General features: G+C 57.9%; 16 protein-coding genes, 2 tRNA genes and 3 rRNA genes. 12 read left to right on the top strand and 9 right to left on the bottom strand.

The window, feature by feature from the left end:
- Positions 1-186 precede the first annotated feature (186 nt).
- Both AC1Z1G_RS03640 and AC1Z1G_RS03645 read left to right on the top strand, forming a co-directional pair.
- Complete coding sequence (locus tag AC1Z1G_RS03640; protein ID WP_483624952.1) at positions 187-384, top strand: heavy-metal-associated domain-containing protein; 198 nt, start codon at positions 187-189, stop codon at positions 382-384.
- 94 nt (positions 385-478) lie between these two features.
- Positions 479-1,672, top strand: coding sequence for a multidrug effflux MFS transporter (locus AC1Z1G_RS03645; protein WP_483624953.1), 1,194 nt, complete (start codon positions 479-481; stop codon positions 1,670-1,672).
- Position 1,673: 1 nt separating this feature from the next.
- On the opposite strand, the gene AC1Z1G_RS03650 is transcribed toward AC1Z1G_RS03645, so the two are convergent.
- From AC1Z1G_RS03650 to AC1Z1G_RS03660, 3 genes are all read right to left on the bottom strand, one after another.
- Positions 1,674-1,844: a hypothetical protein gene (locus tag AC1Z1G_RS03650; RefSeq protein ID WP_347903857.1), complete on the bottom strand. Its 171-nt coding sequence runs from the start codon at positions 1,842-1,844 to the stop codon at positions 1,674-1,676.
- A gap of 147 nt (positions 1,845-1,991) precedes the next feature.
- Positions 1,992-3,005, bottom strand: coding sequence for a zinc-binding alcohol dehydrogenase family protein (locus AC1Z1G_RS03655; RefSeq protein ID WP_483624955.1), 1,014 nt, complete (start codon positions 3,003-3,005; stop codon positions 1,992-1,994).
- A gap of 37 nt (positions 3,006-3,042) precedes the next feature.
- Positions 3,043-3,336, bottom strand: coding sequence for a putative quinol monooxygenase (locus AC1Z1G_RS03660; RefSeq protein WP_483624957.1), 294 nt, complete (start codon positions 3,334-3,336; stop codon positions 3,043-3,045).
- 117 nt (positions 3,337-3,453) lie between these two features.
- Between AC1Z1G_RS03660 and AC1Z1G_RS03665 the strand changes: the two genes are divergently transcribed.
- The 3 genes from AC1Z1G_RS03665 to AC1Z1G_RS03675 all read left to right on the top strand — a co-directional run bounded on the left by AC1Z1G_RS03665 (position 3,454) and on the right by AC1Z1G_RS03675 (position 6,943).
- Positions 3,454-4,383 carry a LysR family transcriptional regulator gene (locus AC1Z1G_RS03665; protein WP_483624958.1) on the top strand — a complete coding sequence of 310 codons (930 nt, stop codon included), beginning with the start codon at positions 3,454-3,456 and terminating at the stop codon, positions 4,381-4,383.
- A 311-nt stretch (positions 4,384-4,694) separates the two neighbouring features.
- Positions 4,695-5,429: an ArsR/SmtB family transcription factor gene (locus tag AC1Z1G_RS03670; RefSeq protein WP_483624960.1), complete on the top strand. Its 735-nt coding sequence runs from the start codon at positions 4,695-4,697 to the stop codon at positions 5,427-5,429.
- Between the two features lie 134 nt (positions 5,430-5,563).
- On the top strand, positions 5,564-6,943 hold the full coding sequence (locus AC1Z1G_RS03675; RefSeq protein ID WP_483624962.1) for an MFS transporter: 1,380 nt from the start codon (positions 5,564-5,566) through the stop codon (positions 6,941-6,943).
- A gap of 146 nt (positions 6,944-7,089) precedes the next feature.
- Here AC1Z1G_RS03675 and AC1Z1G_RS03680 read toward each other — a convergent pair whose 3' ends face one another.
- From AC1Z1G_RS03680 to AC1Z1G_RS03705, 6 genes are all read right to left on the bottom strand, one after another.
- Positions 7,090-8,043 (bottom strand): adenosine deaminase, encoded by a 954-nt coding sequence (locus AC1Z1G_RS03680; protein WP_483624964.1) that lies wholly within the window; start codon positions 8,041-8,043, stop codon positions 7,090-7,092.
- Between the two features lie 164 nt (positions 8,044-8,207).
- Positions 8,208-9,563 carry an 8-oxoguanine deaminase gene (locus tag AC1Z1G_RS03685; protein WP_483624966.1) on the bottom strand — a complete coding sequence of 452 codons (1,356 nt, stop codon included), beginning with the start codon at positions 9,561-9,563 and terminating at the stop codon, positions 8,208-8,210.
- Positions 9,564-9,722: 159 nt separating this feature from the next.
- The gene (locus AC1Z1G_RS03690; protein ID WP_483624968.1) at positions 9,723-10,409 is read right to left on the bottom strand and encodes an SDR family oxidoreductase; all 687 of its coding nucleotides are present in this window, start codon (positions 10,407-10,409) and stop codon (positions 9,723-9,725) included.
- Between the two features lie 709 nt (positions 10,410-11,118).
- Positions 11,119-11,700, bottom strand: coding sequence for an IMPACT family protein (locus AC1Z1G_RS03695; RefSeq protein ID WP_483624970.1), 582 nt, complete (start codon positions 11,698-11,700; stop codon positions 11,119-11,121).
- An 11-nt stretch (positions 11,701-11,711) separates the two neighbouring features.
- Entirely contained in the window at positions 11,712-12,362 is a 651-nt protein-coding gene (locus tag AC1Z1G_RS03700) for a TetR/AcrR family transcriptional regulator (protein ID WP_483624972.1), read from the bottom strand.
- A 138-nt stretch (positions 12,363-12,500) separates the two neighbouring features.
- Entirely contained in the window at positions 12,501-13,421 is a 921-nt protein-coding gene (locus AC1Z1G_RS03705) for a LysR family transcriptional regulator (protein WP_483624974.1), read from the bottom strand.
- Between the two features lie 138 nt (positions 13,422-13,559).
- Here AC1Z1G_RS03705 and aptA point away from each other — a divergent pair, with 138 nt between their 5' ends.
- From aptA to rrf, 7 genes are all read left to right on the top strand, one after another.
- Positions 13,560-14,909 (top strand): omega-aminotransferase AptA, encoded by a 1,350-nt coding sequence (gene aptA / locus AC1Z1G_RS03710; RefSeq protein ID WP_483624976.1) that lies wholly within the window; start codon positions 13,560-13,562, stop codon positions 14,907-14,909.
- A 126-nt stretch (positions 14,910-15,035) separates the two neighbouring features.
- A complete protein-coding gene (locus AC1Z1G_RS03715; protein ID WP_483624978.1) occupies positions 15,036-16,529 on the top strand; it encodes a CoA-acylating methylmalonate-semialdehyde dehydrogenase in 1,494 nt (497 codons plus the stop codon).
- Positions 16,530-17,155: 626 nt separating this feature from the next.
- A 16S ribosomal RNA gene (locus tag AC1Z1G_RS03720) occupies positions 17,156-18,694 on the top strand.
- An 81-nt stretch (positions 18,695-18,775) separates the two neighbouring features.
- A tRNA-Ile gene (locus AC1Z1G_RS03725) sits at positions 18,776-18,852 on the top strand.
- A 30-nt stretch (positions 18,853-18,882) separates the two neighbouring features.
- Positions 18,883-18,958: transfer RNA gene (locus tag AC1Z1G_RS03730), tRNA-Ala, on the top strand.
- Between the two features lie 260 nt (positions 18,959-19,218).
- Positions 19,219-22,110: ribosomal RNA gene (locus AC1Z1G_RS03735) — 23S ribosomal RNA — on the top strand.
- Positions 22,111-22,267: 157 nt separating this feature from the next.
- Positions 22,268-22,383: ribosomal RNA gene (gene rrf / locus AC1Z1G_RS03740) — 5S ribosomal RNA — on the top strand.
- Together the 16S, 23S and 5S rRNA genes with 2 tRNA genes alongside form the textbook arrangement of a ribosomal RNA operon.
- The last annotated feature ends 156 nt before the right edge of the window (positions 22,384-22,539 follow it).

A 22,539-nucleotide genomic window follows, 5' to 3' on the forward strand; every position in this document is an offset into this window, starting at 1 on the left:
TGTTTGAGTCATTGATGGCGCAGCTTGGCCGAGCGCGACGCCGATTGCCAGCCCGGCAGCGTACTTCAGAACTTGACCTTGCCATGGTGGCAAGCTCAAGACTGGCTCAGGAGGCGCTCTCAATCAGTTCCCACATCGGGAAACTGATTGAGAGCGCCCCCTAAAGCTCATCAAAGGAGATGCCTCATGCAAGTGTTCAACGTTCAAGGTATGTCGTGCGGTCATTGTGTTCGGGCCATTACTCAGGCGCTGCAAGCCAAGGACCCGGCGGCGAGTGTGCGGGTCGACCTCGCGGCCAAGGAAGTCGGTGTCGAGAGTGCGCTGTCGGCCGAACAGGTCATCAGCCTGATCAGCGAAGAAGGCTACGCGGTGACGCTGGCCTGAATCTTTTTATTAGTTAGCGACCTATCGGAATGTTCAAGGCGTTCACGCGGGGCTAGACTGTCGGCCTGCCGACTGATGCCAACCTGGACGCCTGATGAACCTCCGTACCATTCTGATTCTCGGCGCATTGAGCGCTTTTGGGCCGCTGGCCATCGACTTCTACCTGCCGGCATTCCCAGCCATGGCGGCGGCGTTCGGCACCGATGAAAAACACGTTCAACTGACGCTGGCGGCGTATTTCCTGGGCTTGTCCATTGGTCAACTGGTCTACGGCCCGGTAGCAGACCGCTTCGGTCGACGCTTGCCGTTGCTGGCCGGTGTCGGGCTGTTCACCGTGGCCTCGCTGGTGTGTGCGTTTGCACCCAATCTTGAATGGCTGATCGCCGCACGTTTCCTCCAGGCCTTGGGCGGATGCGCCGGGATGGTGATTTCCCGCGCCGTGGTCAGCGACAAATGCGATGCGGTGGGTTCGGCGAAAGTCTTTTCCCAACTGATGCTGGTGATGGGGCTGGCGCCGATTCTTGCGCCGATGCTCGGGGGCCTGTTGGTCAACCTGTATGGCTGGCAGTCTATCTTTATCGCGTTGACGGTCTTCAGTGCGTTGTCGGCCTTGGCCGTTGCACTGGGGTTGCCAGAAAGTCTTCCGGCCCATCTGCCGCGTCCGCCGTTATCGGGCTCGTTGCGCCAGTACGGCCGGTTGCTGTCGGACCGGATCTTCCTCGGCCATGCCTTGACCGGTGGCATTGCGATCGCCGGGATGTTTGCCTACATCGCCGGTTCTCCTTTTGTGTTCATCAAGCTGTACGGCGTTCCGGCCGAGCACTTTGGCTGGCTGTTCGGTACCAACGCGGCGGGGTTCATTCTGGTGGCACAGCTCAATGCGCGGCTGCTGTCCAAACGCGGTCCGGCGTTCTTGCTGGCGCGCGCGGTGTGGGTTTATCTGGCCGCAGGCTTGACGCTGTTGGGCGTGAGTGCCCTGCACACCGAACAACTCTGGCCGCTGTTGATTCCGTTGTTCATCTGCATCGCCAGCCTGGGTTGCATCAGCCCCAACGCCTCGGCCTGCGCCATGAATGGCCAGGGCGCACGCGCAGGCAGTGCCTCGGCATTGCTGGGTTGTTTGCAATTCAGCGTTGCTGCCGGCGCTGCCGCGTTGGTGGGTGTGTTGCACGATGGCAGCGCGATGCCGATGGCCATGGTCATCAGTCTGTGCGGTGTGCTGGTGGTGAGTGTCGCAATGCTCACTCGCCGGTTGCAAAGGGCTCGGGCAGCGCAAGCCGTGGCTTGAGTCAGCCGGCCGCTTGTTGCTGGCGTTCGGGGATGTGATGAGGGGCGTGCAGTCGAGCCTCGAGGGTCGAGGTAAAAGCGCGGGCTTCTGCTTCGGTGCGGAAGTTCACCGCGTGGTTGTCCAGGCGGACCTGCCACTGGGATTTTGCCAATTCTTTTATCAGGATCTTCATTGCTGACCTCCTCACGTAAAAGATTGCGTTGCAGAGGCCCGATTGTAGACCTGAATACGATCGGATTTGTGACAAGGATCAACTCCTCGGACTGACGGTGCCGTCCGTTTCTGACACAGAAAACGCAAGGCACCGTCCGATCATTCCTCAGAAGCCTTCAAGCACAATCTTGCCCTTGGACGTGCCACTTTCCAGCAACTCATGGGCCCGGCGCAGGTTGGCCGCGTTGATGGTGCCGAAGTGTTCGCCCACGGTGGTTTTCAACGTGCCGGCGTCGATCAGCCCGGCCACCCGGTTCAACAGTTTGTGCTGCTCGAGCATGTCGGCGGTTTCGAACAGCGAACGCGTGTACATGAATTCCCAATGCAGCGACAGGCTCTTGCGCTTGAGTTTGAGGATGTCCAGTGCCTTCGGATCGTCGATCAGCGCGAGTTTGCCCTGAGGGGCGAGGGCTTCAACCAGTTCATCGAAGTGCTGACTGGTTTCCGTCAGGCTGGCGACATGGGTTACCTGTGGATGACCGGCACGCTTGAGTTCTTCACTCAGCGGCTGGCTGTGATCGATCACCAGATCAGCCCCCAAATCACTTACCCAGCGCTGGGTTTGCGCCCGTGATGCGGTCCCGATGACGGTCAGCGCCGTGAGTTGACGAGCCAGTTGGGTGAGGATCGAACCCACACCACCGGCAGCCCCGACGATCAACAGGCTTTGGCCTTGCTCGGTCTTGCTTTCAGGCACGTTCAGGCGTTCAAACAGCAGCTCCCAGGCGGTGATTGCCGTCAGCGGCAGTGCGGCCGCGTCGGCGAACCCGAGGGACTTTGGCATATGGCCGACGATGCGTTCGTCGACGACATGCAACTCGCTGTTGCCACCAGCGCGAGCAATGGAACCGGCGTAGTAAACCTTGTCACCGGCCTTGAACAGCGTGACTTCACTGCCGACTGCCTTGACCACCCCGGCCACGTCCCAGCCCAGCACTTTGGCTTCGCCGCCTTCGGGCGAGACATTCTGGCGGATCTTGGTGTCCACCGGGTTGACCGAGATGGCCTTGACCTCAACCAGCAGGTCGCGAGGGCCGGCGACGGGTTCAGGCAGTTCGATGTCTTGCAGGGAGTTGGGATCGGTGATTGGCAACGCGTGGTAGTAGGCAACGGCTTTCATGGTGAGTTTCTCAAGTGGAATGAATAGAAGAGGTGAATCAGCCCAACACCCGCAGGCGCTTGAGTTCGAAGTGTTCGATCAGTTCGGCAGCCGCTGCCTGGAAGGCCAGGAAGTGCGCCGTGGCATTGTGAGTTTGCAGGGCGGCTTCGTTATCCCAGCGTTCGAGCACGTAGAACGCGTCGGCGTGTTCCAGGTCCTGATGCAAATCGTAAAACCGGCAACCGGCTTCGGCGCGGCTGGGCGCCACCAGGTTGCGCAATTGCCGTTCCAGAAGGGTGCCCTGGCCGGGTTTGGCGATGACAGTGGCGATGGCGGTAAAGGCTTCAGACATGTGCGGCTCCGGGTGAGGGCGTTTCGATGGAGGGGATGATTGGCTATTTCTTCGGGAGATAAAACCGGCTAAAAGAGCAGTCTCTTTCAATATTTTTTTGATAATGCAGGTGGTTGGATGCTGCGCTTCGATGATTTGCAGTTGTTCGTTCGGGCGGCAGACCTGGGCAGTTTGTCTGCGGCGGCGCGGGTCATGGATTTGTCGGCGGCGGTTGCCAGCGCGGCGTTGAAGCGGATCGAGCATCAACTGGGGGCCCGTTTGCTGGCCCGTTCAACCCGCAGCCTTCGCCTGACCGCCGAGGGCGAGGGGTTTCTGGCGTACGCCCGGGCGGCGTTGAGTAATCTTGATGAAGGGCGCCGTCTGTTGGCCAGCGGTCAGGATCAGGTCAGCGGAGTCCTGCAACTCTCTGCACCCTCGGATTTCGGCCGCAACCTGCTGTTGCCCTGGCTGGACGAGTTTCAGCGCGAGCATCCCAAACTGACGGTGCGCCTGCTGTTGGGCGATCGGATCGCCGACTTGTTCCGGCAACCGGTGGACATTGCCCTGCGCTATGGCGAACCCGAGGACTCAAGCCTGGTGGCCTTGCCGGTTGCCGCGCAGAACCGTCGCGTGCTGTGCGCCGCGCCCAGCTACCTGGCGCGTCATGGCGAGCCGCGCCAACTGGAGCAACTGGCGCAACACAATTGCCTGCTGTACATGTTGGGTAGTCGGGTTCATGACCACTGGAGTTTTCACGACGGCAAACGGGACGTCAGCCTGACCGTCAGTGGCGACCGTTTCAGCGATGACGCCGACGTGGTTCGCCTGTGGGCCGTGGCGGGCGCCGGGATTGCCTACAAGTCCTGGCTCGATGTCGCGGCAGATGTGCTGGCCGGACGTTTGAAAGTGCTGCTGCCAGAGCTGCTCTGTGAGCGTGCACCGCTGAATTTACTGTGCGCTCATCGCGCTCAATTGAGTAAGCCTGTGAACCTGCTGCGTGAAATGCTTGCTGCCCGTTGTGCCGAATTGGCAGGTCATTTCCCGTCTTCTTGGGTAGCTGCTCAATAGTCGCGGACAAATAGAGACAATTCACTCAGGAACAATCACCAACAATGGGAGCCGTAGGACAGGAATGGCGCGGGTACAGGCTTATACTATCGCCCGCCTCATGTCTGTACCGGAGCTGCGAATCAGCGTTTCCTGCGCATCGCCACCACGCGCGGTCGATGGCGGGGGCTGTTTAACGGTTTCCAGGGAGTTGCCTGCGTAAGTTTGTAATATCGCCTTGTTTTTGGCGGCTTTTACGTCTTGGCCGAAGTCGCATTACTGGTCAAGATGTCTGCGAGCAGAAGACGAATGATTCAACAGGGAGTGAATACATGGAACATGCACCTTGCATCAGCCAGATCGCCACGTTGCTGGCGGACCCCAAGCGAAGCGCGATGATGTGGGCCTTGATGGACGGCACGGCACGGCAATCCGAGGAGTTGGCGTTACTGGCGGGGCTGTCACCGTCATCGGCCAGTGCTCACCTGGGGCGGTTGACCGCCGGCGGGCTGTTGAAAGTCGAGGAGCGTGGACGCAAGCGGTTTTTCCGCCTGGCCGCGCCCGAAGTGGGTGCTGCTGTCGAAGCACTGGCCAGTGCTTCGCTGGCCAGTGCTCCACAGCAACTGCCGGAGCTGTTCAAGCGCGGCACGACGCTGGGTAAACCGCAGAACGCACCATCCTCTCTGTTTCGAGCTCGGCTCTGTGACGATCATCTAGGCGGAACACTGGCAGCCGATCTGTATCGGCGGTTGGTGGATGCAGGTTGGATTGAACAATTGGATCAGCGTGTCGTCATCACGCATAAAGGCGCGAACGAGTTCGCCGCCCGTGGTCTGTTTATCCAGGCGTTGGCCCATACCCGCTCTGATATGGCGTGTGCCTGCCCCGACTGGAGCGAGCGTCGACCGCACCTGGGCGGCTCGCTCGGTGCCGGGTTGTTACAGCTGTTCATGCAGTCGGGCTGGCTGAGCCTGCCCAACGAGTCCCGGGCATTGCAGGTCACCACAACCGGCCAGCGTGAAATTGACCGCTTCGCCAAGCAGACCGAGCTGGAAATGGCCCTCTAGCGCCGTTCATTGCCGGCGTCTGGGCCCAACGGTTTCAGGCGTCGCTCAGGGTTGTCGACAGGTCGTATCCAGCAACGGCCACGTTCGTCGAACGCGCACACTCGATCCGGGGTTTTTCGGATGGGGGATGTGGCATGGACAGGCAAGGCTATAGCGCGGCAGAACGTCTGGAACGACTGCCCATCAGCGGTTATCACCGCATCATCTTCATCATCATTGCCTTGGCGTTTTTCTTTGACTCCATGGACCTGGCAATGATGACGTTCCTGTTGGGCTCAATCAAAACCGAGTTCGGCTTGAGCACGGCCCAGGCGGGTTTGCTGGCCAGTTCAAGTTTCTTCGGCATGGTGCTGGGGGCCTCGTTGTCCGGCATGTTGGCCGACCGTTTCGGGCGAAAACCGGTGTTCCAGTGGAGCATCGTGTTGTGGGGCATCGCCAGTTACCTGTGTTCCACGGCGCAGACGGTTGAAACCCTTACGTTGTTTCGGGTCCTGCTGGGAATCGGCATGGGCATGGAGTTTCCGATTGCCCAATCGATGTTGTCCGAATTGATCCCGGCCAAGCGCCGTGGGCGCTACATCGCCTTGATGGACGGTTTCTGGCCACTGGGCTTTGTGGCGGCGGGCGTGCTGTCCTACTTCCTGTTACCGCTGGTTGGCTGGCGCGATATCTTCCTGGTGTTGGCAGTGCCGGCCGTGTTTGTCCTGGCGATCCGCTTCTTCATTCCGGAATCACCGCGCTGGCTGGAACAGGCCGGACATCACGCGGCGGCCGACCAGGTCTTGCAGCGTATCGAAGACAAAGTCCGCATTTCACTGGGGCGCGCCGACTTGCCCGAACCGATTCGCTTGCCGCGGATCGAGAGCCGCCGGGGCCGGTTCTTTTCGGCCTTGGGTGAAATCTGGTCACCACAGTATCGCCAGCGCACGATGATGATCTGGAGTGTCTGGTTTTTTGCCTTGCTCGGTTTCTATGGGCTGACGTCCTGGCTCAGCGCGTTGCTGCAACAGTCAGGGTTTGCCGTGACTCAGTCGGTGTATTACACGGTGCTGATATCCCTCGGGGGGATTCCGGGTTTTCTCATGGCTGCCTGGCTGGTGGAGCGTTGGGGGCGTAAACCGGTGTGCATCGTCACGTTGCTGGGCGGTGGGGTGATGGCGTTTCTCTATGGCCAGAGCGCGGTGTTCGGCGGCAATGTCAGCCTGTTGATCAGCTCGGGGTTGTTGATGCAGTTTTTCCTGTTCGGCATGTGGGCCGTGCTCTACACCTACACGCCCGAGCTGTATCCCACCTCGGCACGTGCCACCGGTTCCGGGTTCGCCTCGGCGATTGGCCGGGTCGGTTCGTTGCTCGGGCCACTGGTGACCGGGCTGGTGTTCCCGATAACGGGGCAGGGCGGGGTGTTTGCCCTGGGCGCGATGTGTTTCGCGATTGCGGCGGGTGTGGTCTGGCTGTTCGGGATGGAGACACGGGGCAAGACACTGGAGGAGTTGAGCGAGGTGACGGCAGGGTAGATAGCTTGTGGCGAGGGAGCTTGCTCCCGCTGGGCCGCGAAGCAGCCCCAATGTCAGTCAACGGGTTCTCGCAGGTAGAACCCATTCACCCGTTTTACGACTGCTGCGCAGCCGAGCGGGAGCAAGCTCCCTCGCCACACTAAGCCTTAAGGCTTGACCAGCCGCGCATCCAGGCTGTTCTGGGCCAGGCGCTTGGCCTGATCCTGAGTCATGCCCAAATGGGTGTAAAGCGCATGGAAGTTCTCGGTGACGTAGCCGCCGAAGTACGCCGGGTCATCCGAGTTCACCGTGACCTTCACGCCCCGCTCGAGCATGTCGAGAATGTTGTGCTGGGACATGTGATCGAACACGCACAGTTTGGTGTTGGACAGCGGGCACACGGTCAGCGGGATTTGCTCGTCGATAATCCGCTGCATCAGGCGTTCGTCTTCAATGGCGCGCACGCCATGGTCGATACGCTGGATCTTCAGCAGGTCGATGGCTTCCCAGATGTATTCCGGCGGGCCTTCTTCACCCGCGTGGGCAACGGTCAGGAAACCTTCGTGGCGGGCGCGATCGAACACGCGCTGGAACTTGCTCGGCGGGTGACCCATCTCGGAGCTGTCCAGACCCACGGCAACAAACGCGTCACGGAACGGCAGTGCTTGATCAAGGGTTTTCTGGGCTTCTTCTTCGCTCAGGTGGCGCAGGAAGCTGAGGATCAAGCCGCTGGTGATGCCCAGTTGCTGCTCGCCATCTTTCAATGCGCTGGCGATGCCGTTGAGCACCACTTCAAATGGAATGCCACGGTCGGTATGGGTTTGCGGGTCGAAGAACGGTTCGGTGTGAATCACGTTCTGCGCCTTGCAGCGCAACAGGTAGGCCCATGTCAGGTCGTAGAAATCCTGGGACGTGCGCAACACATCGGCGCCCTGGTAATACAGGTCCAGAAACTCCTGCAAATTGTTGAAGGCGTAAGCCTTGCGCAGGGTTTCGACATCGCTCCACGGCAGGGCGATCTTGTTGCGTTCGGCCAGGGCGAACAGCAACTCAGGCTCCAGCGAGCCCTCCAGGTGCAGGTGCAGTTCTGCCTTGGGCAGGGCGTTCAGCCAGTCGTACATGTTCTTTTTCTCATCAGGTGCAGATAGCGGGCATTCTACAGAGGCCCATCGAAACAATGAGCAAAACCTGATCAACCGGTTCATCACACAAGGTTCCGTGCGGGTACTGGGCTTTTGATCATTCCCGCGTCTCAGGTGTCCGACGAAGGAACGATCATCAGTATTTAACCGGCGATCAACTGTCGGGCTGCCTGACTGTGATCGGCAATCAAGCCTTTGAGGTCCAGCCCCTCGACCTGCCCGTCGATCACTCGCCACTTGCCGCCGACCATCACCCGGTCCGCCCGGTCCGCGCCACATAGCAGCAATGCTGAAATCGGGTCATGGCTGCCGGAGAATCGCAACTCGTCGAGTTTGAACAGTGCCAGGTCTGCCTGTTTGCCCACCGCCAGTTCGCCGATATCCGTGCGCCCCAACAGCTTCGCCGAACCCTGGGTGGCCCAGCCCAATACCAACTGCGGGGTGATGTTCTCGGCACCGTAACGCAGCCGTTGCAGGTACAGCGCCTGGCGGGTCTCGAGGATCATGTTCGACGCATCGTTGGACGCCGAACCGTCTACGCCCAACCCCAGCGGAGCGCCTGCAGCGGTCAGTTCCAATGTGGGACAAATGCCCGACGCCAGGCGCATGTTCGAACTGGGGCAATGGCAGATACCGGTGCCCGCCGCGCCGAGGCGGGTGATTTCATCCGGGTTGAAGTGAATGCCGTGGGCCAGCCAGGTGCGAGGGCCGAGCCAGCCGACGCTGTCCAGATAATCCACGGTGCGCAGGCCGAAGCGTTGCAGGCAGAAGTCTTCCTCGTCGAGGGTTTCGGCCAGGTGCGTGTGCAGGCGCACGTCGAGTGTGTTCGCCAGTTCGGCGCTGGCCGACATGATTTCCGGGGTCACTGAAAAGGGTGAGCAGGGCGCCAGGGCGATCTGGATTTGCGCGCCGTCGCCCCGTTCGTGGTACTTGGCGATCAGGCGCTGGCTGTCATCGAGAATGACCGAGCCTTGCTGCACGGTTTGCTGCGGCGGCAAACCACCGTCGGCCTCACCGAGGCTCATCGAGCCACGGGTCAGCATGGCCCGCATGCCGAGTTCGCGCACGCTTTCGACTTGCACGTCGATAGCGTTTTCCAGGCCCTCGGGAAACAGGTAGTGGTGATCGGCCGCCGTGGTGCACCCCGACAGCAGCAACTCGGCCAGGGCAACCTTGGTGGCCAGCGCGAGTTTCTCGGGGGTCAGCCGGGCCCAGACCGGGTACAGGGTTTTCAGCCACGGGAACAACGGCTGATTGACCACCGGCGCCCAGGCGCGGGTCAGGGTTTGATAGAAGTGGTGATGGGTGTTGATCAGTCCCGGCAGGATCACATGCTCGTGTGCGTCGAAGACTTGTCCACAGGGCGTCGCGGGTGACTGGCCTTGCTTGAGCACTTCGACGATCAAACCGTCTTGCAGCACCAGTCCGCCACGGGCGTCGAGCGCATTGGCTGTGAAGATGGCGAGGGGGTTTTTTAACCAGATACGGGTCGCAGGCATTTGCCGGCTCCTCTGAAAGTTGGGTTCAGGTTCGCCAGCTCAGTGTTGCCCTGTCTGCTGATCCAGGGTCGCCGCGGGGGCGAGGTGCCGAGTTTACTCAGGTTGCACGCCACAGATCCAGTGTGGGAGCGGGCTCGCTCCCACAAAGGAAGGTGGTGATTACCAGGGAATGGTTTCACCTTTGTAATTGATGAAGTAATGCCCACCCTTGCCGGCATAGGCGTTCACCTGATCCACCACCCCGCGGGTGCTGGTCTCGACATCAATCTCTGCCCCTTCGCCGCCCATGTCGGTTTTCACCCAGCCTGGATGCATCGACAGCACGGTCAGTGTCGGCTCATCCAATAGCGTGACAAAACTGTTGGTCATGGAGTTCAGTGCAGCCTTGCTGGCCTTGTACAGTGCCATTTCTGGCGCGTCAGGCATGGTTACGCTGCCCAGCACCGAACTCATGAATGCCAGTACGCCGGTGCCCGGGCGGATCAGCCCGACAAAGCGCTGGGCCAGATTGATCGGCGCCACGGCGTTGGTGAAAAACAGTTGCCCGACCTCGGCCAGTGTTGCCCCGCCGGGCGTTTGAACTTCCGGGCCTTTGACACCGGCATTGACAAACAGCAGGTCGAATACCTGGCCTTTGAGGCGTTGGCCAAGGGCGGCCACGGCTGGCTGGTCGTCCATGTCGAGTGTTTCGATCACAACCTTGCCCAGCGCCTGGAGGGCTTCGGCCTTCTGCGGGTTACGCACGGTGGCGGTGACGTGCCAGCCGTCAGCCAGCAGGGTTTTCACCAGACCGAGGCCCAAGCCTCGGGAGGCGCCGATGATCAGTGCGTTTTTTGCCGTAGTCATGCGTGGCTTCCTTGAGAAAAGAGAGTCATGGATTCAGTGGACAACGTTGCCCGAGCCGTTACTGCAATTCGCTGTGCAACTCGCCGAGGGTGAAGCCTAGTCGTTACTCGTTGGGGCATATCCCTGAAGCATACTTGAGGCTTTAGCCTCGGTGCTCCTTGAATAGTTGAAACGACCGAGATGTGGATAACTTACCCTAGGGTCTGTACGAGAAGTCGCCGAGTGGCGATCAGGCAGTTTTCGTACAGCACCTAAAGGTCCATCGCTAATGCTCGGCCTGCCCCGCGACACCGGCACCCACCGGCTAGAGCATCCCTTCAGGGCAAGTAACGTGAACAGGCCGCTTTTGCATACCCGAGCGTTTGGTTAAAAAATGTTCATCTTGCTGCGGGCTATGCCGGCTATGGGGCTGCGCCAGCCATGAACGGGTTATCCACAGGTTGCTCCACAGTAATTGTGCGCAAGCCGAAACCCCGGGCATAAGCACTGCGCGGCTTTCTTCTAATGGCGATAAACCACGCTAAGCGATTGTTTTTCGGTGAGATTGAGCATGACGAAGGCGAATTGGACGAAAAGTGATCAGTGGCCGCAAAGCCACGTTGCAGAAGGGTTACAGCGCTATGTACTCAGGTTATCCACAGTCAGGTGCACAGCGGATGTGGGCAAGTGCGGCATGTGGACAACCGGTGGCTGAACCCTGTTGGTGCATTCAACGCTGCAACAGGATGCGACCCCGGCTCAGGTCCGCGAGTTGAGTCTGCAAGGTTGTGATCTGCGTTTCCCCCAGCGCCAGTTGCAGTTCGACGCCGTTGGCGGTGAAAGCCTCCTCAACGATCAGCCCGCCGAGATCCGCCACCCGCAGCTTGACCAGCGCCAGCTCGCTGAAGCTGCACGCACACCGCAAGGGCACCCGGCTGATCAGCGCAATCTTCTCGGCGCCTTGCAGGCATTTGTTGGCGCTGCCGCCATAGGCGCGGGCGAGGCCACCGGTGCCCAGTTGAATACCGCCGTACCAGCGAATCACCACGACCGCGACCTGGTCGCAGTCCTGTGCCTCGATGGCTGCGAGTATCGGCCGGCCAGCAGTGCCGCCGGGTTCGCCGTCGTCACTGCTGCGGTACTGGTCGGCGAATTTCCACGCCCAGCAATTGTGTGAGGCGTTCAGGTCGCTGTGTTGCTCGATGAAGGCCTGCGCTTGGACGGCGCTGGTGATCGGGGCGGCGAGGGCGATGAAGCGGCTTTTGCGAATCTCTTCACGGTATTCGCAGAGGCCGGTGAGGGTAAAAGGCATAAAGGGCGATCTTAAGGGGCTGGGGTCAGGCCGCAGCCTTTCAGGATGATGCGGATCAGGTTATTGCCGGCGTCTTCCATGTCTTGCTTGGTCAACTTGCTGCGACCGCTCACGCGGCAGATTTGCGTGGCGAAGTCGGCGTAATGCTGGGTGCTGCCCCACAGCAGGAAAATCAGGTGCACCGGGTCTACCGGGTCCATCTTGCCGGCGTCGATCCAGGCCTGGAATACGGCGGCGCGGCCCTGGAACCAGGCGCGGTAATCCTGATTGAAATATTCGGTCAGGCATTCACCGCCGCTGATCACCTCCATGGCGAAGATCCGCGAGGCTTGCGGCTGGCGGCGCGAGAACTCCATTTTGGCGCGGATGTAGCGCGTCAACGCCTCGGCCGGGTCGTCCTCAGCCGTCAGCGTGTTGAAAGTGCTGTCCCACAATTCAATGATGTTGCTCAGCACCGCCACATACAGCCCAAGCTTGTTGGTGAAGTAGTAATGCAGGTTGGCCTTGGGCAGCCCGGCATTCTGCGCAATGGTGTTCATGCTCGTGCCTTTGAAACCGTGACGGGCGAATTCGTCTTCGGCGGCCTTGATGATGGTTTCTTCGTTCTTCTGACGAATTCGGCTGGCAGGCTTGCCAGCGTGGGCAGGGACTTCAAAGGTCATGGGCGTTTCCGGGCAGTTCGATGGGGGCACCTGTGCGTTGATAGCGCACCCACAGGCATCCGACAAGTCCTGACGCAATAAAACCGCGACCACCGCAACCCCTGCAGCAAGCTCGGCTCCTACAGTTCGTTCGAGGGTTCAACGTGTCGCGGCCAGACTTTCCAGAAAGCTTTCCAGCACCAGATGCGGGCGCCGCCCTTTGCGGGTGACTGACGCCAGGCTCAGGTCATAAAAACGGCTGTCGGGTTTCAGGGCGCGCAAACGACCTTGCTGCACCCAAAGGCTGGCGTAGTGATCCGGCAGGTAACCGATGTAGCGCCCTGTCAGGATCAGAAACGCCATGCCCTCGCGGTCCGAGGCACTGGCGGTGCAATTGAGTGCCTGATAATGGGCCTGAATCTCGGCTGGCAAGCGGAAGGTCGGGGCGATGGCGTCCTGACTGTTGAGACGGTCATCGTCCAACTGTTTATCGTCGACATAAAACAGCGGGTGCCCGACGGCGCAGTAGAGCAGCGAACGTTCGCTGTACAGCGGCTGATATTCCAGGCCCGACAAGGCACTGGCCTGCGGCACCACGCCGACATGCAAGCGCCCGTCGAGCACACCTTGTTCGACTTCATTGGGTGCAATCATGCGGATTTGAATCTGTACATCGGGTCCGCGTTCCTTCAATTGCGCCAGCGCGTGGGTAATGCGCATGTGGGGCAGGGTGACCAGGTTGTCGGTCAGGCCGATGGTCAGTTCGCCGCGCAAGTGTTGGTGCAGCCCGTTGACCTCGGTGCGGAAACTTTCCAGCGCACTTAAGAGCTGCAACGCCGATTGGTAGACCTCGCGCCCCTCTTCCGTCAGCGAGAACCCGGCCCGGCCCCGCTGACACAAACGCAAGCCGAGGCGTTGCTCGAGGTCGCTCATTTGCTGGCTGATGGCCGAGCGACCAATTCCGAGCACACTTTCGGCTGCGGAAAAGCCACCGCACTCGACCACGCTGCGAAATATCCGCAGGAGGCGGATATCAAAGTCGCTGACTTGCGCCAGTGGGTCGGGTCGACGGCTGCTCATGCTGTGTACTCAAAAGTTTAGTAAATGGCTGACTGAAGGTTAGAAAAGTTGAATTTCACCGACTTTATCGCCGTGGCAATTTAGCTGCAAGAACGCTTTTAATCCCTACGCTGCTAATTGCCTTGCGAGGTTTTGCTCATGAACTTGCCTGAAAACGCCCCGTCTCCTTTGGCCAGTCAGCTCAAGCTTGATGCCCACTGGATGCCGTACACCGCCAACCGCAACTTCCAGCGCGACCCGCGTCTGATCGTTGCGGCCGAGGGTAGTTGGCTGACCGATGACAAGGGCCGCAAGATCTACGACTCGCTGTCCGGGCTGTGGACCTGCGGCGCCGGGCATACGCGCAAGGAAATCCAGGACGCGGTGGCCAGGCAGTTGGGCACCCTCGATTACTCGCCGGGCTTTCAGTACGGTCACCCTTTGTCCTTCAAGCTGGCCGAGAAAATCACCGAGCTGACGCCGGGTAACCTCAACCACGTGTTCTTCACGGATTCCGGTTCCGAGTGTGCCGATACGGCGGTGAAAATGGTCCGCGCCTACTGGCGCCTGAAAGGCCAGTCGACCAAAACCAAAATGATCGGCCGCGCCCGTGGTTACCACGGTGTGAACATCGCCGGCACCAGCCTGGGCGGCGTCAATGGCAACCGTAAGCTGTTTGGCCAGGCGATGATGGACGTCGACCACCTGCCGCACACCTTGCTGGCCAGCAACGCCTATTCCCGTGGGATACCGAAAGAGGGCGGTATCGCGCTGGCCGATGAACTGCTCAAGCTGATCGAGCTGCATGACGCGTCGAACATCGCGGCGGTGTTCGTCGAGCCCGTGGCCGGTTCTGCGGGTGTGCTGGTTCCGCCAGAGGGTTACCTCAAGCGTCTGCGTGAAATTTGTGACCAGCACAACATCCTGCTGGTATTCGACGAAGTCATTACCGGCTTCGGGCGTACCGGTGCGATGTTCGGCGCTGACAGCTTTGGCGTGACGCCAGACCTGATGTGCATCGCCAAGCAAGTCACCAACGGCGCGATCCCGATGGGCGCGGTGATTGCCAGCTCCGAGATCTACCAGACATTCATGAACCAGGCGACGCCGGAATATGCGGTGGAGTTCCCCCACGGTTACACCTACTCGGCGCACCCGGTGGCGTGTGCGGCGGGCCTGGCGGCACTCGACCTGCTGCAAAAGGAAAACCTGGTGCAGAGCGTGGCCGAGATCTCGCCACATTTCGAGCATGCGTTGCACGGTCTGAAAGGTTCGAAGAACGTCATCGACATCCGCAACTACGGCCTGGCCGGGGCAATCCAGATTGCCGGGCGCGACGGTGATGCCATTGTGCGTCCGTTCGAGGCGGGCATGGCGCTGTGGAAAGCAGGCTTCTATGTGCGCTTCGGCGGCGACACCCTGCAATTCGGCCCCACCTTCAACAGCAAGCCGCAAGACCTTGATCGCCTGTTCGACGCGGTCGGCGAAGTGCTGAACAAGATCGACTGATTCGCCTGAACGGTAGGAGCACGGCTTGCCGGCGATGTCGCGAGCAAGCTCGGCTTCCTACAAAGGCATCTATATAAGCAGGCGTCCCGAAGCGGGCGCCTGTGGATATCTTCTCTGGAGCCCCGCATGAGCCTCATCCCGCATTTGATCCACGGTGAAATGATCACCGATAACGGCCGCAGCGCTGACGTGTTCAATCCGTCCACCGGTCAACCGATCCATAAAGTGCCGCTGGCCAGCCGTGAAACCATTCAACAGGCGATCGACTCGGCCAAAGCCGCTTTCCCGGCCTGGCGCAATACGCCGCCGGCCAAGCGTGCTCAAGTGATGTTCCGCTTCAAACAACTGCTGGAGCAAAACGAGGCGCACATCGCCCAGTTGATCAGCGAAGAGCACGGCAAGACCCTGGAAGACGCTGCGGGCGAATTGAAGCGCGGCATCGAGAACGTCGAATACGCGTGTGCGGCGCCGGAAATCCTCAAGGGCGAATACAGCCGTAACGTCGGCCCGAACATCGATGCCTGGTCGGACTTCCAGCCACTGGGCGTGGTAGCCGGTATCACGCCGTTCAACTTCCCTGCGATGGTTCCGCTGTGGATGTACCCGCTGGCGATTGCTTGCGGTAACTGCTTCATCCTCAAACCCTCCGAGCGTGATCCCAGCTCGACCTTGCTGATCGCTCAACTGCTTCACGAAGCGGGCCTGCCTAAAGGTGTGCTGAACGTCGTGCATGGCGATAAAACTGCTGTAGATGCCTTGATCGAAGCACCGGACGTCAAAGCCCTGAGTTTTGTCGGCTCGACACCGATTGCCGAATACATCTACGCCGAAGGCACCAAGCGCGGCAAACGTGTCCAGGCACTGGGCGGGGCGAAGAACCACGCGGTGCTGATGCCGGACGCGGACCTGGATAACGCGGTCAGCGCACTGATGGGCGCGGCTTACGGCTCCTGCGGTGAGCGTTGCATGGCGATCTCGGTGGCCGTGTGTGTCGGCGATCAGGTGGCGGATGCGTTGGTGGCCAAACTGGTGCCGCAAATCAAGGCCCTGAAAATCGGTGCGGGCACCTCGTGTGGCCTGGACATGGGGCCGTTGGTTTCGGGGCAGGCTCGCGACAAAGTCAGTGGCTATATAGAAGACGGTGTTTCTGCCGGCGCAACCCTGGTGGTCGATGGTCGTGGTTTGAGTGTGGCCGGTCACGAGGAAGGGTTCTTCCTGGGCGGCTGCCTGTTCGACCGTGTGACGCCAGAAATGCGCATCTATAAAGAAGAGATCTTCGGGCCGGTCCTGTGCATCGTTCGGGTCAACAGCCTGGAAGAGGCGATGAAACTGATCAACGATCACGAGTACGGCAACGGCACCTGCATCTTCACCCGTGATGGGGAAGCGGCGCGGTTGTTCTGCGATGCGATTGAAGTCGGGATGGTGGGGGTTAACGTTCCGCTGCCAGTTCCGGTGGCTTACCACAGCTTTGGCGGCTGGAAGCGTTCGCTGTTCGGCGATTTGCATGCCTATGGCCCGGATGGGGTGCGTTTCTATACCCGTCGCAAGGCGATTACCCAGCGCTGGCCGCAACGTGCAAGCCACGAAGCCTCGCAGTTTGCATTCCCTAGCTTATAAGTAGACGGGGAGAGGGCGGTCTAAGAGGGGCCGTCCCTCGTGTTTTCGGGTATTTCTGACCTATATGACAGAAATGTGAAAATAGCGGTTGACGGCAGATTCTGGAAGTCTATAATTCGCCCCACTTCCGGCGCAGTCGAAACGGAAAACTCCTTGGTAAACAAAGAGTTACGCAGTTTTCGGCAGCAGGTTGCTTCAGTTCATCGAAGCCTGGAAGGAGTTGAAAGAGCAGGGTTGCATGGCGCTTTTGACGGTTCGATCTTCTCGGTCGAAAGCGGAGAAAAAGAGGGGTTGACAGCAGCGTGTAACGCTGTAGAATTCGCCTCCCGCTAACGAGAGATCGGAAGCGCAAGTGGTTGAAGTTGTTGAGGAATTCTTCGAAAACTTCTGAAAATAACCGCTTGACAGCAACAGAGGCTGCTGTAGAATGCGCGCCTCGGTTGAGACGAAAGATCTTAACCAACCGCTCTTTAACAACTGAATCAAGCAATTCGTGTGGGTGCTTGTGCAGTCAGACTGATAGTCAACAAGATTATCAGCATCACAAGTTACTCCGCGAGAAATCAAAGATGTAACCAACGATTGCTGAGCCAAGTTTAGGGTTTCTTAAAAACCCAAAGATGTTTGAACTGAAGAGTTTGATCATGGCTCAGATTGAACGCTGGCGGCAGGCCTAACACATGCAAGTCGAGCGGCAGCACGGGTACTTGTACCTGGTGGCGAGCGGCGGACGGGTGAGTAATGCCTAGGAATCTGCCTGGTAGTGGGGGATAACGCTCGGAAACGGACGCTAATACCGCATACGTCCTACGGGAGAAAGCAGGGGACCTTCGGGCCTTGCGCTATCAGATGAGCCTAGGTCGGATTAGCTAGTTGGTGAGGTAATGGCTCACCAAGGCGACGATCCGTAACTGGTCTGAGAGGATGATCAGTCACACTGGAACTGAGACACGGTCCAGACTCCTACGGGAGGCAGCAGTGGGGAATATTGGACAATGGGCGAAAGCCTGATCCAGCCATGCCGCGTGTGTGAAGAAGGTCTTCGGATTGTAAAGCACTTTAAGTTGGGAGGAAGGGCAGTTACCTAATACGTAATTGTTTTGACGTTACCGACAGAATAAGCACCGGCTAACTCTGTGCCAGCAGCCGCGGTAATACAGAGGGTGCAAGCGTTAATCGGAATTACTGGGCGTAAAGCGCGCGTAGGTGGTTCGTTAAGTTGGATGTGAAATCCCCGGGCTCAACCTGGGAACTGCATTCAAAACTGTCGAGCTAGAGTATGGTAGAGGGTGGTGGAATTTCCTGTGTAGCGGTGAAATGCGTAGATATAGGAAGGAACACCAGTGGCGAAGGCGACCACCTGGACTGATACTGACACTGAGGTGCGAAAGCGTGGGGAGCAAACAGGATTAGATACCCTGGTAGTCCACGCCGTAAACGATGTCAACTAGCCGTTGGGAGCCTTGAGCTCTTAGTGGCGCAGCTAACGCATTAAGTTGACCGCCTGGGGAGTACGGCCGCAAGGTTAAAACTCAAATGAATTGACGGGGGCCCGCACAAGCGGTGGAGCATGTGGTTTAATTCGAAGCAACGCGAAGAACCTTACCAGGCCTTGACATCCAATGAACTTTCCAGAGATGGATTGGTGCCTTCGGGAACATTGAGACAGGTGCTGCATGGCTGTCGTCAGCTCGTGTCGTGAGATGTTGGGTTAAGTCCCGTAACGAGCGCAACCCTTGTCCTTAGTTACCAGCACGTCATGGTGGGCACTCTAAGGAGACTGCCGGTGACAAACCGGAGGAAGGTGGGGATGACGTCAAGTCATCATGGCCCTTACGGCCTGGGCTACACACGTGCTACAATGGTCGGTACAGAGGGTTGCCAAGCCGCGAGGTGGAGCTAATCCCATAAAACCGATCGTAGTCCGGATCGCAGTCTGCAACTCGACTGCGTGAAGTCGGAATCGCTAGTAATCGCGAATCAGAATGTCGCGGTGAATACGTTCCCGGGCCTTGTACACACCGCCCGTCACACCATGGGAGTGGGTTGCACCAGAAGTAGCTAGTCTAACCTTCGGGAGGACGGTTACCACGGTGTGATTCATGACTGGGGTGAAGTCGTAACAAGGTAGCCGTAGGGGAACCTGCGGCTGGATCACCTCCTTAATCGACGACATCAGCTGCTGCATAAGCTCCCACACGAATTGCTTGATTCATTGAAGAAGACGATAGAAGCAGCCCGAAATTGGGTCTGTAGCTCAGTTGGTTAGAGCGCACCCCTGATAAGGGTGAGGTCGGCAGTTCGAATCTGCCCAGACCCACCAATTTTGTGTGGGAAACGCCTGTAGAAATACGGGGCCATAGCTCAGCTGGGAGAGCGCCTGCCTTGCACGCAGGAGGTCAACGGTTCGATCCCGTTTGGCTCCACCACTTACTGCTGTTTGACTGCTGTTTCTGCGTTAAAGCTTAGAAATGAGCATTTCCTTCGGACGAAGGCTAAATGTTGATTTCTAGTCTTTGATTAGATCGTTCTTTAAAAATTTGGGTATGTGATAGAAAGATAGACTGAACGTTACTTTCACTGGTAACGGCTCAGGCTAAGGTAAAATTTGTGAGTTCTCTTAACTGAGAAATTCGAATTTTCGGCGAATGTCGTCTTCACAGTATAACCAGATTGCTTGGGGTTATATGGTCAAGTGAAGAAGCGCATACGGTGGATGCCTTGGCAGTCAGAGGCGATGAAAGACGTGGTAGCCTGCGAAAAGCTTCGGGGAGTCGGCAAACAGACTGCGATCCGGAGATGTCTGAATGGGGGAACCCAGCCATCATAAGATGGTTATCTTACGCTGAATACATAGGCGTAAGAGGCGAACCAGGGGAACTGAAACATCTAAGTACCCTGAGGAAAAGAAATCAACCGAGATTCCCTTAGTAGTGGCGAGCGAACGGGGACTAGCCCTTAAGTGGCTTTGAGATTAGCGGAACGCTCTGGAAAGTGCGGCCATAGTGGGTGATAGCCCTGTACGCGAAAATCTCTTAGTCATGAAATCGAGTAGGACGGAGCACGAGAAACTTTGTCTGAATATGGGGGGACCATCCTCCAAGGCTAAATACTACTGACTGACCGATAGTGAACTAGTACCGTGAGGGAAAGGCGAAAAGAACCCCGGAGAGGGGAGTGAAATAGATCCTGAAACCGTATGCGTACAAGCAGTGGGAGCCCACTTTGTTGGGTGACTGCGTACCTTTTGTATAATGGGTCAGCGACTTATTTTCAGTGGCGAGCTTAACCGAATAGGGGAGGCGTAGCGAAAGCGAGTCTTAATAGGGCGTCTAGTCGCTGGGAATAGACCCGAAACCGGGCGATCTATCCATGGGCAGGTTGAAGGTTGGGTAACACTAACTGGAGGACCGAACCGACTACCGTTGAAAAGTTAGCGGATGACCTGTGGATCGGAGTGAAAGGCTAATCAAGCTCGGAGATAGCTGGTTCTCCTCGAAAGCTATTTAGGTAGCGCCTCATGTATCACTGTAGGGGGTAGAGCACTGTTTCGGCTAGGGGGTCATCCCGACTTACCAAACCGATGCAAACTCCGAATACCTACAAGTGCCGAGCATGGGAGACACACGGCGGGTGCTAACGTCCGTCGTGAAAAGGGAAACAACCCAGACCGTCAGCTAAGGTCCCAAAGTTATGGTTAAGTGGGAAACGATGTGGGAAGGCTTAGACAGCTAGGAGGTTGGCTTAGAAGCAGCCACCCTTTAAAGAAAGCGTAATAGCTCACTAGTCGAGTCGGCCTGCGCGGAAGATGTAACGGGGCTCAAACCATACACCGAAGCTACGGGTATCACTTAGGTGATGCGGTAGAGGAGCGTTCTGTAAGCCTGTGAAGGTGAGTTGAGAAGCTTGCTGGAGGTATCAGAAGTGCGAATGCTGACATGAGTAACGACAATGGGTGTGAAAAACACCCACGCCGAAAGACCAAGGTTTCCTGCGCAACGTTAATCGACGCAGGGTTAGTCGGTCCCTAAGGCGAGGCTGAAAAGCGTAGTCGATGGAAAACAGGTTAATATTCCTGTACTTCTGGTTATTGCGATGGAGGGACGGAGAAGGCTAGGCCAGCTTGGCGTTGGTTGTCCAAGTTTAAGGTGGTAGGCTGGAATCTTAGGTAAATCCGGGATTCTAAGGCCGAGAGCTGATGACGAGTGTTCTTTTAGAACACGAAGTGGTTGATGCCATGCTTCCAAGAAAAGCTTCTAAGCTTCAGGTAACCAGGAACCGTACCCCAAACCGACACAGGTGGTTGGGTAGAGAATACCAAGGCGCTTGAGAGAACTCGGGTGAAGGAACTAGGCAAAATGGCACCGTAACTTCGGGAGAAGGTGCGCCGGTGAGGGTGAAGGACTTGCTCCGTAAGCTCATGCCGGTCGAAGATACCAGGCCGCTGCGACTGTTTATTAAAAACACAGCACTCTGCAAACACGAAAGTGGACGTATAGGGTGTGACGCCTGCCCGGTGCCGGAAGGTTAATTGATGGGGTTAGCTAACGCGAAGCTCTTGATCGAAGCCCCGGTAAACGGCGGCCGTAACTATAACGGTCCTAAGGTAGCGAAATTCCTTGTCGGGTAAGTTCCGACCTGCACGAATGGCGTAACGATGGCGGCGCTGTCTCCACCCGAGACTCAGTGAAATTGAAATCGCTGTGAAGATGCAGTGTATCCGCGGCTAGACGGAAAGACCCCGTGAACCTTTACTATAGCTTTGCACTGGACTTTGAATTTGCTTGTGTAGGATAGGTGGGAGGCTTTGAAGCGTGGACGCCAGTCTGCGTGGAGCCAACCTTGAAATACCACCCTGGCAACTTTGAGGTTCTAACTCAGGTCCGTTATCCGGATCGAGGACAGTGTATGGTGGGTAGTTTGACTGGGGCGGTCTCCTCCTAAAGAGTAACGGAGGAGTACGAAGGTGCGCTCAGACCGGTCGGAAATCGGTCGTAGAGTATAAAGGCAAAAGCGCGCTTGACTGCGAGACAGACACGTCGAGCAGGTACGAAAGTAGGTCTTAGTGATCCGGTGGTTCTGTATGGAAGGGCCATCGCTCAACGGATAAAAGGTACTCCGGGGATAACAGGCTGATACCGCCCAAGAGTTCATATCGACGGCGGTGTTTGGCACCTCGATGTCGGCTCATCACATCCTGGGGCTGAAGCCGGTCCCAAGGGTATGGCTGTTCGCCATTTAAAGTGGTACGCGAGCTGGGTTTAGAACGTCGTGAGACAGTTCGGTCCCTATCTGCCGTGGACGTTTGAGATTTGAGAGGGGCTGCTCCTAGTACGAGAGGACCGGAGTGGACGAACCTCTGGTGTTCCGGTTGTCACGCCAGTGGCATTGCCGGGTAGCTATGTTCGGAATAGATAACCGCTGAAAGCATCTAAGCGGGAAACTAGCCTCAAGATGAGATCTCACTGGAACCTTGAGTTCCCTGAAGGGCCGTCGAAGACTACGACGTTGATAGGTTGGGTGTGTAAGCGCTGTGAGGCGTTGAGCTAACCAATACTAATTGCCCGTGAGGCTTGACCATATAACACCCAAGCAATTTGCTGACCTGAAAAGGCACCAGATTGCGGTGTGTGAAGACGAAATGAACCGAAAGTTCGACTCTTGCAAAACACCGAAACCTACCACATACCCAATTTGCTGAAGCGAGGCCCGCTGGCCACGACTCAGTACCCGAATTTCTTGACGACCATAGAGCATTGGAACCACCTGATCCCATCCCGAACTCAGCAGTGAAACGATGCATCGCCGATGGTAGTGTGGGGTTTCCCCATGTGAGAGTAGGTCATCGTCAAGATTAAATTCCGAAACCCCTATCTGCGTATGCAGGTAGGGGTTTTGTTTTGCCTGCTAGAAAAGTCAGTTCTTTCGTACGATAGCTTCGGACCTCTCTTGGCATTCAGGGGCGGCTGACGGTGCTAAGGTTCGCTCCTGGCTTTGAATTTTCCCAAGG

The organism is Pseudomonas sp. JL27(2026) (genome assembly GCF_056933555.1).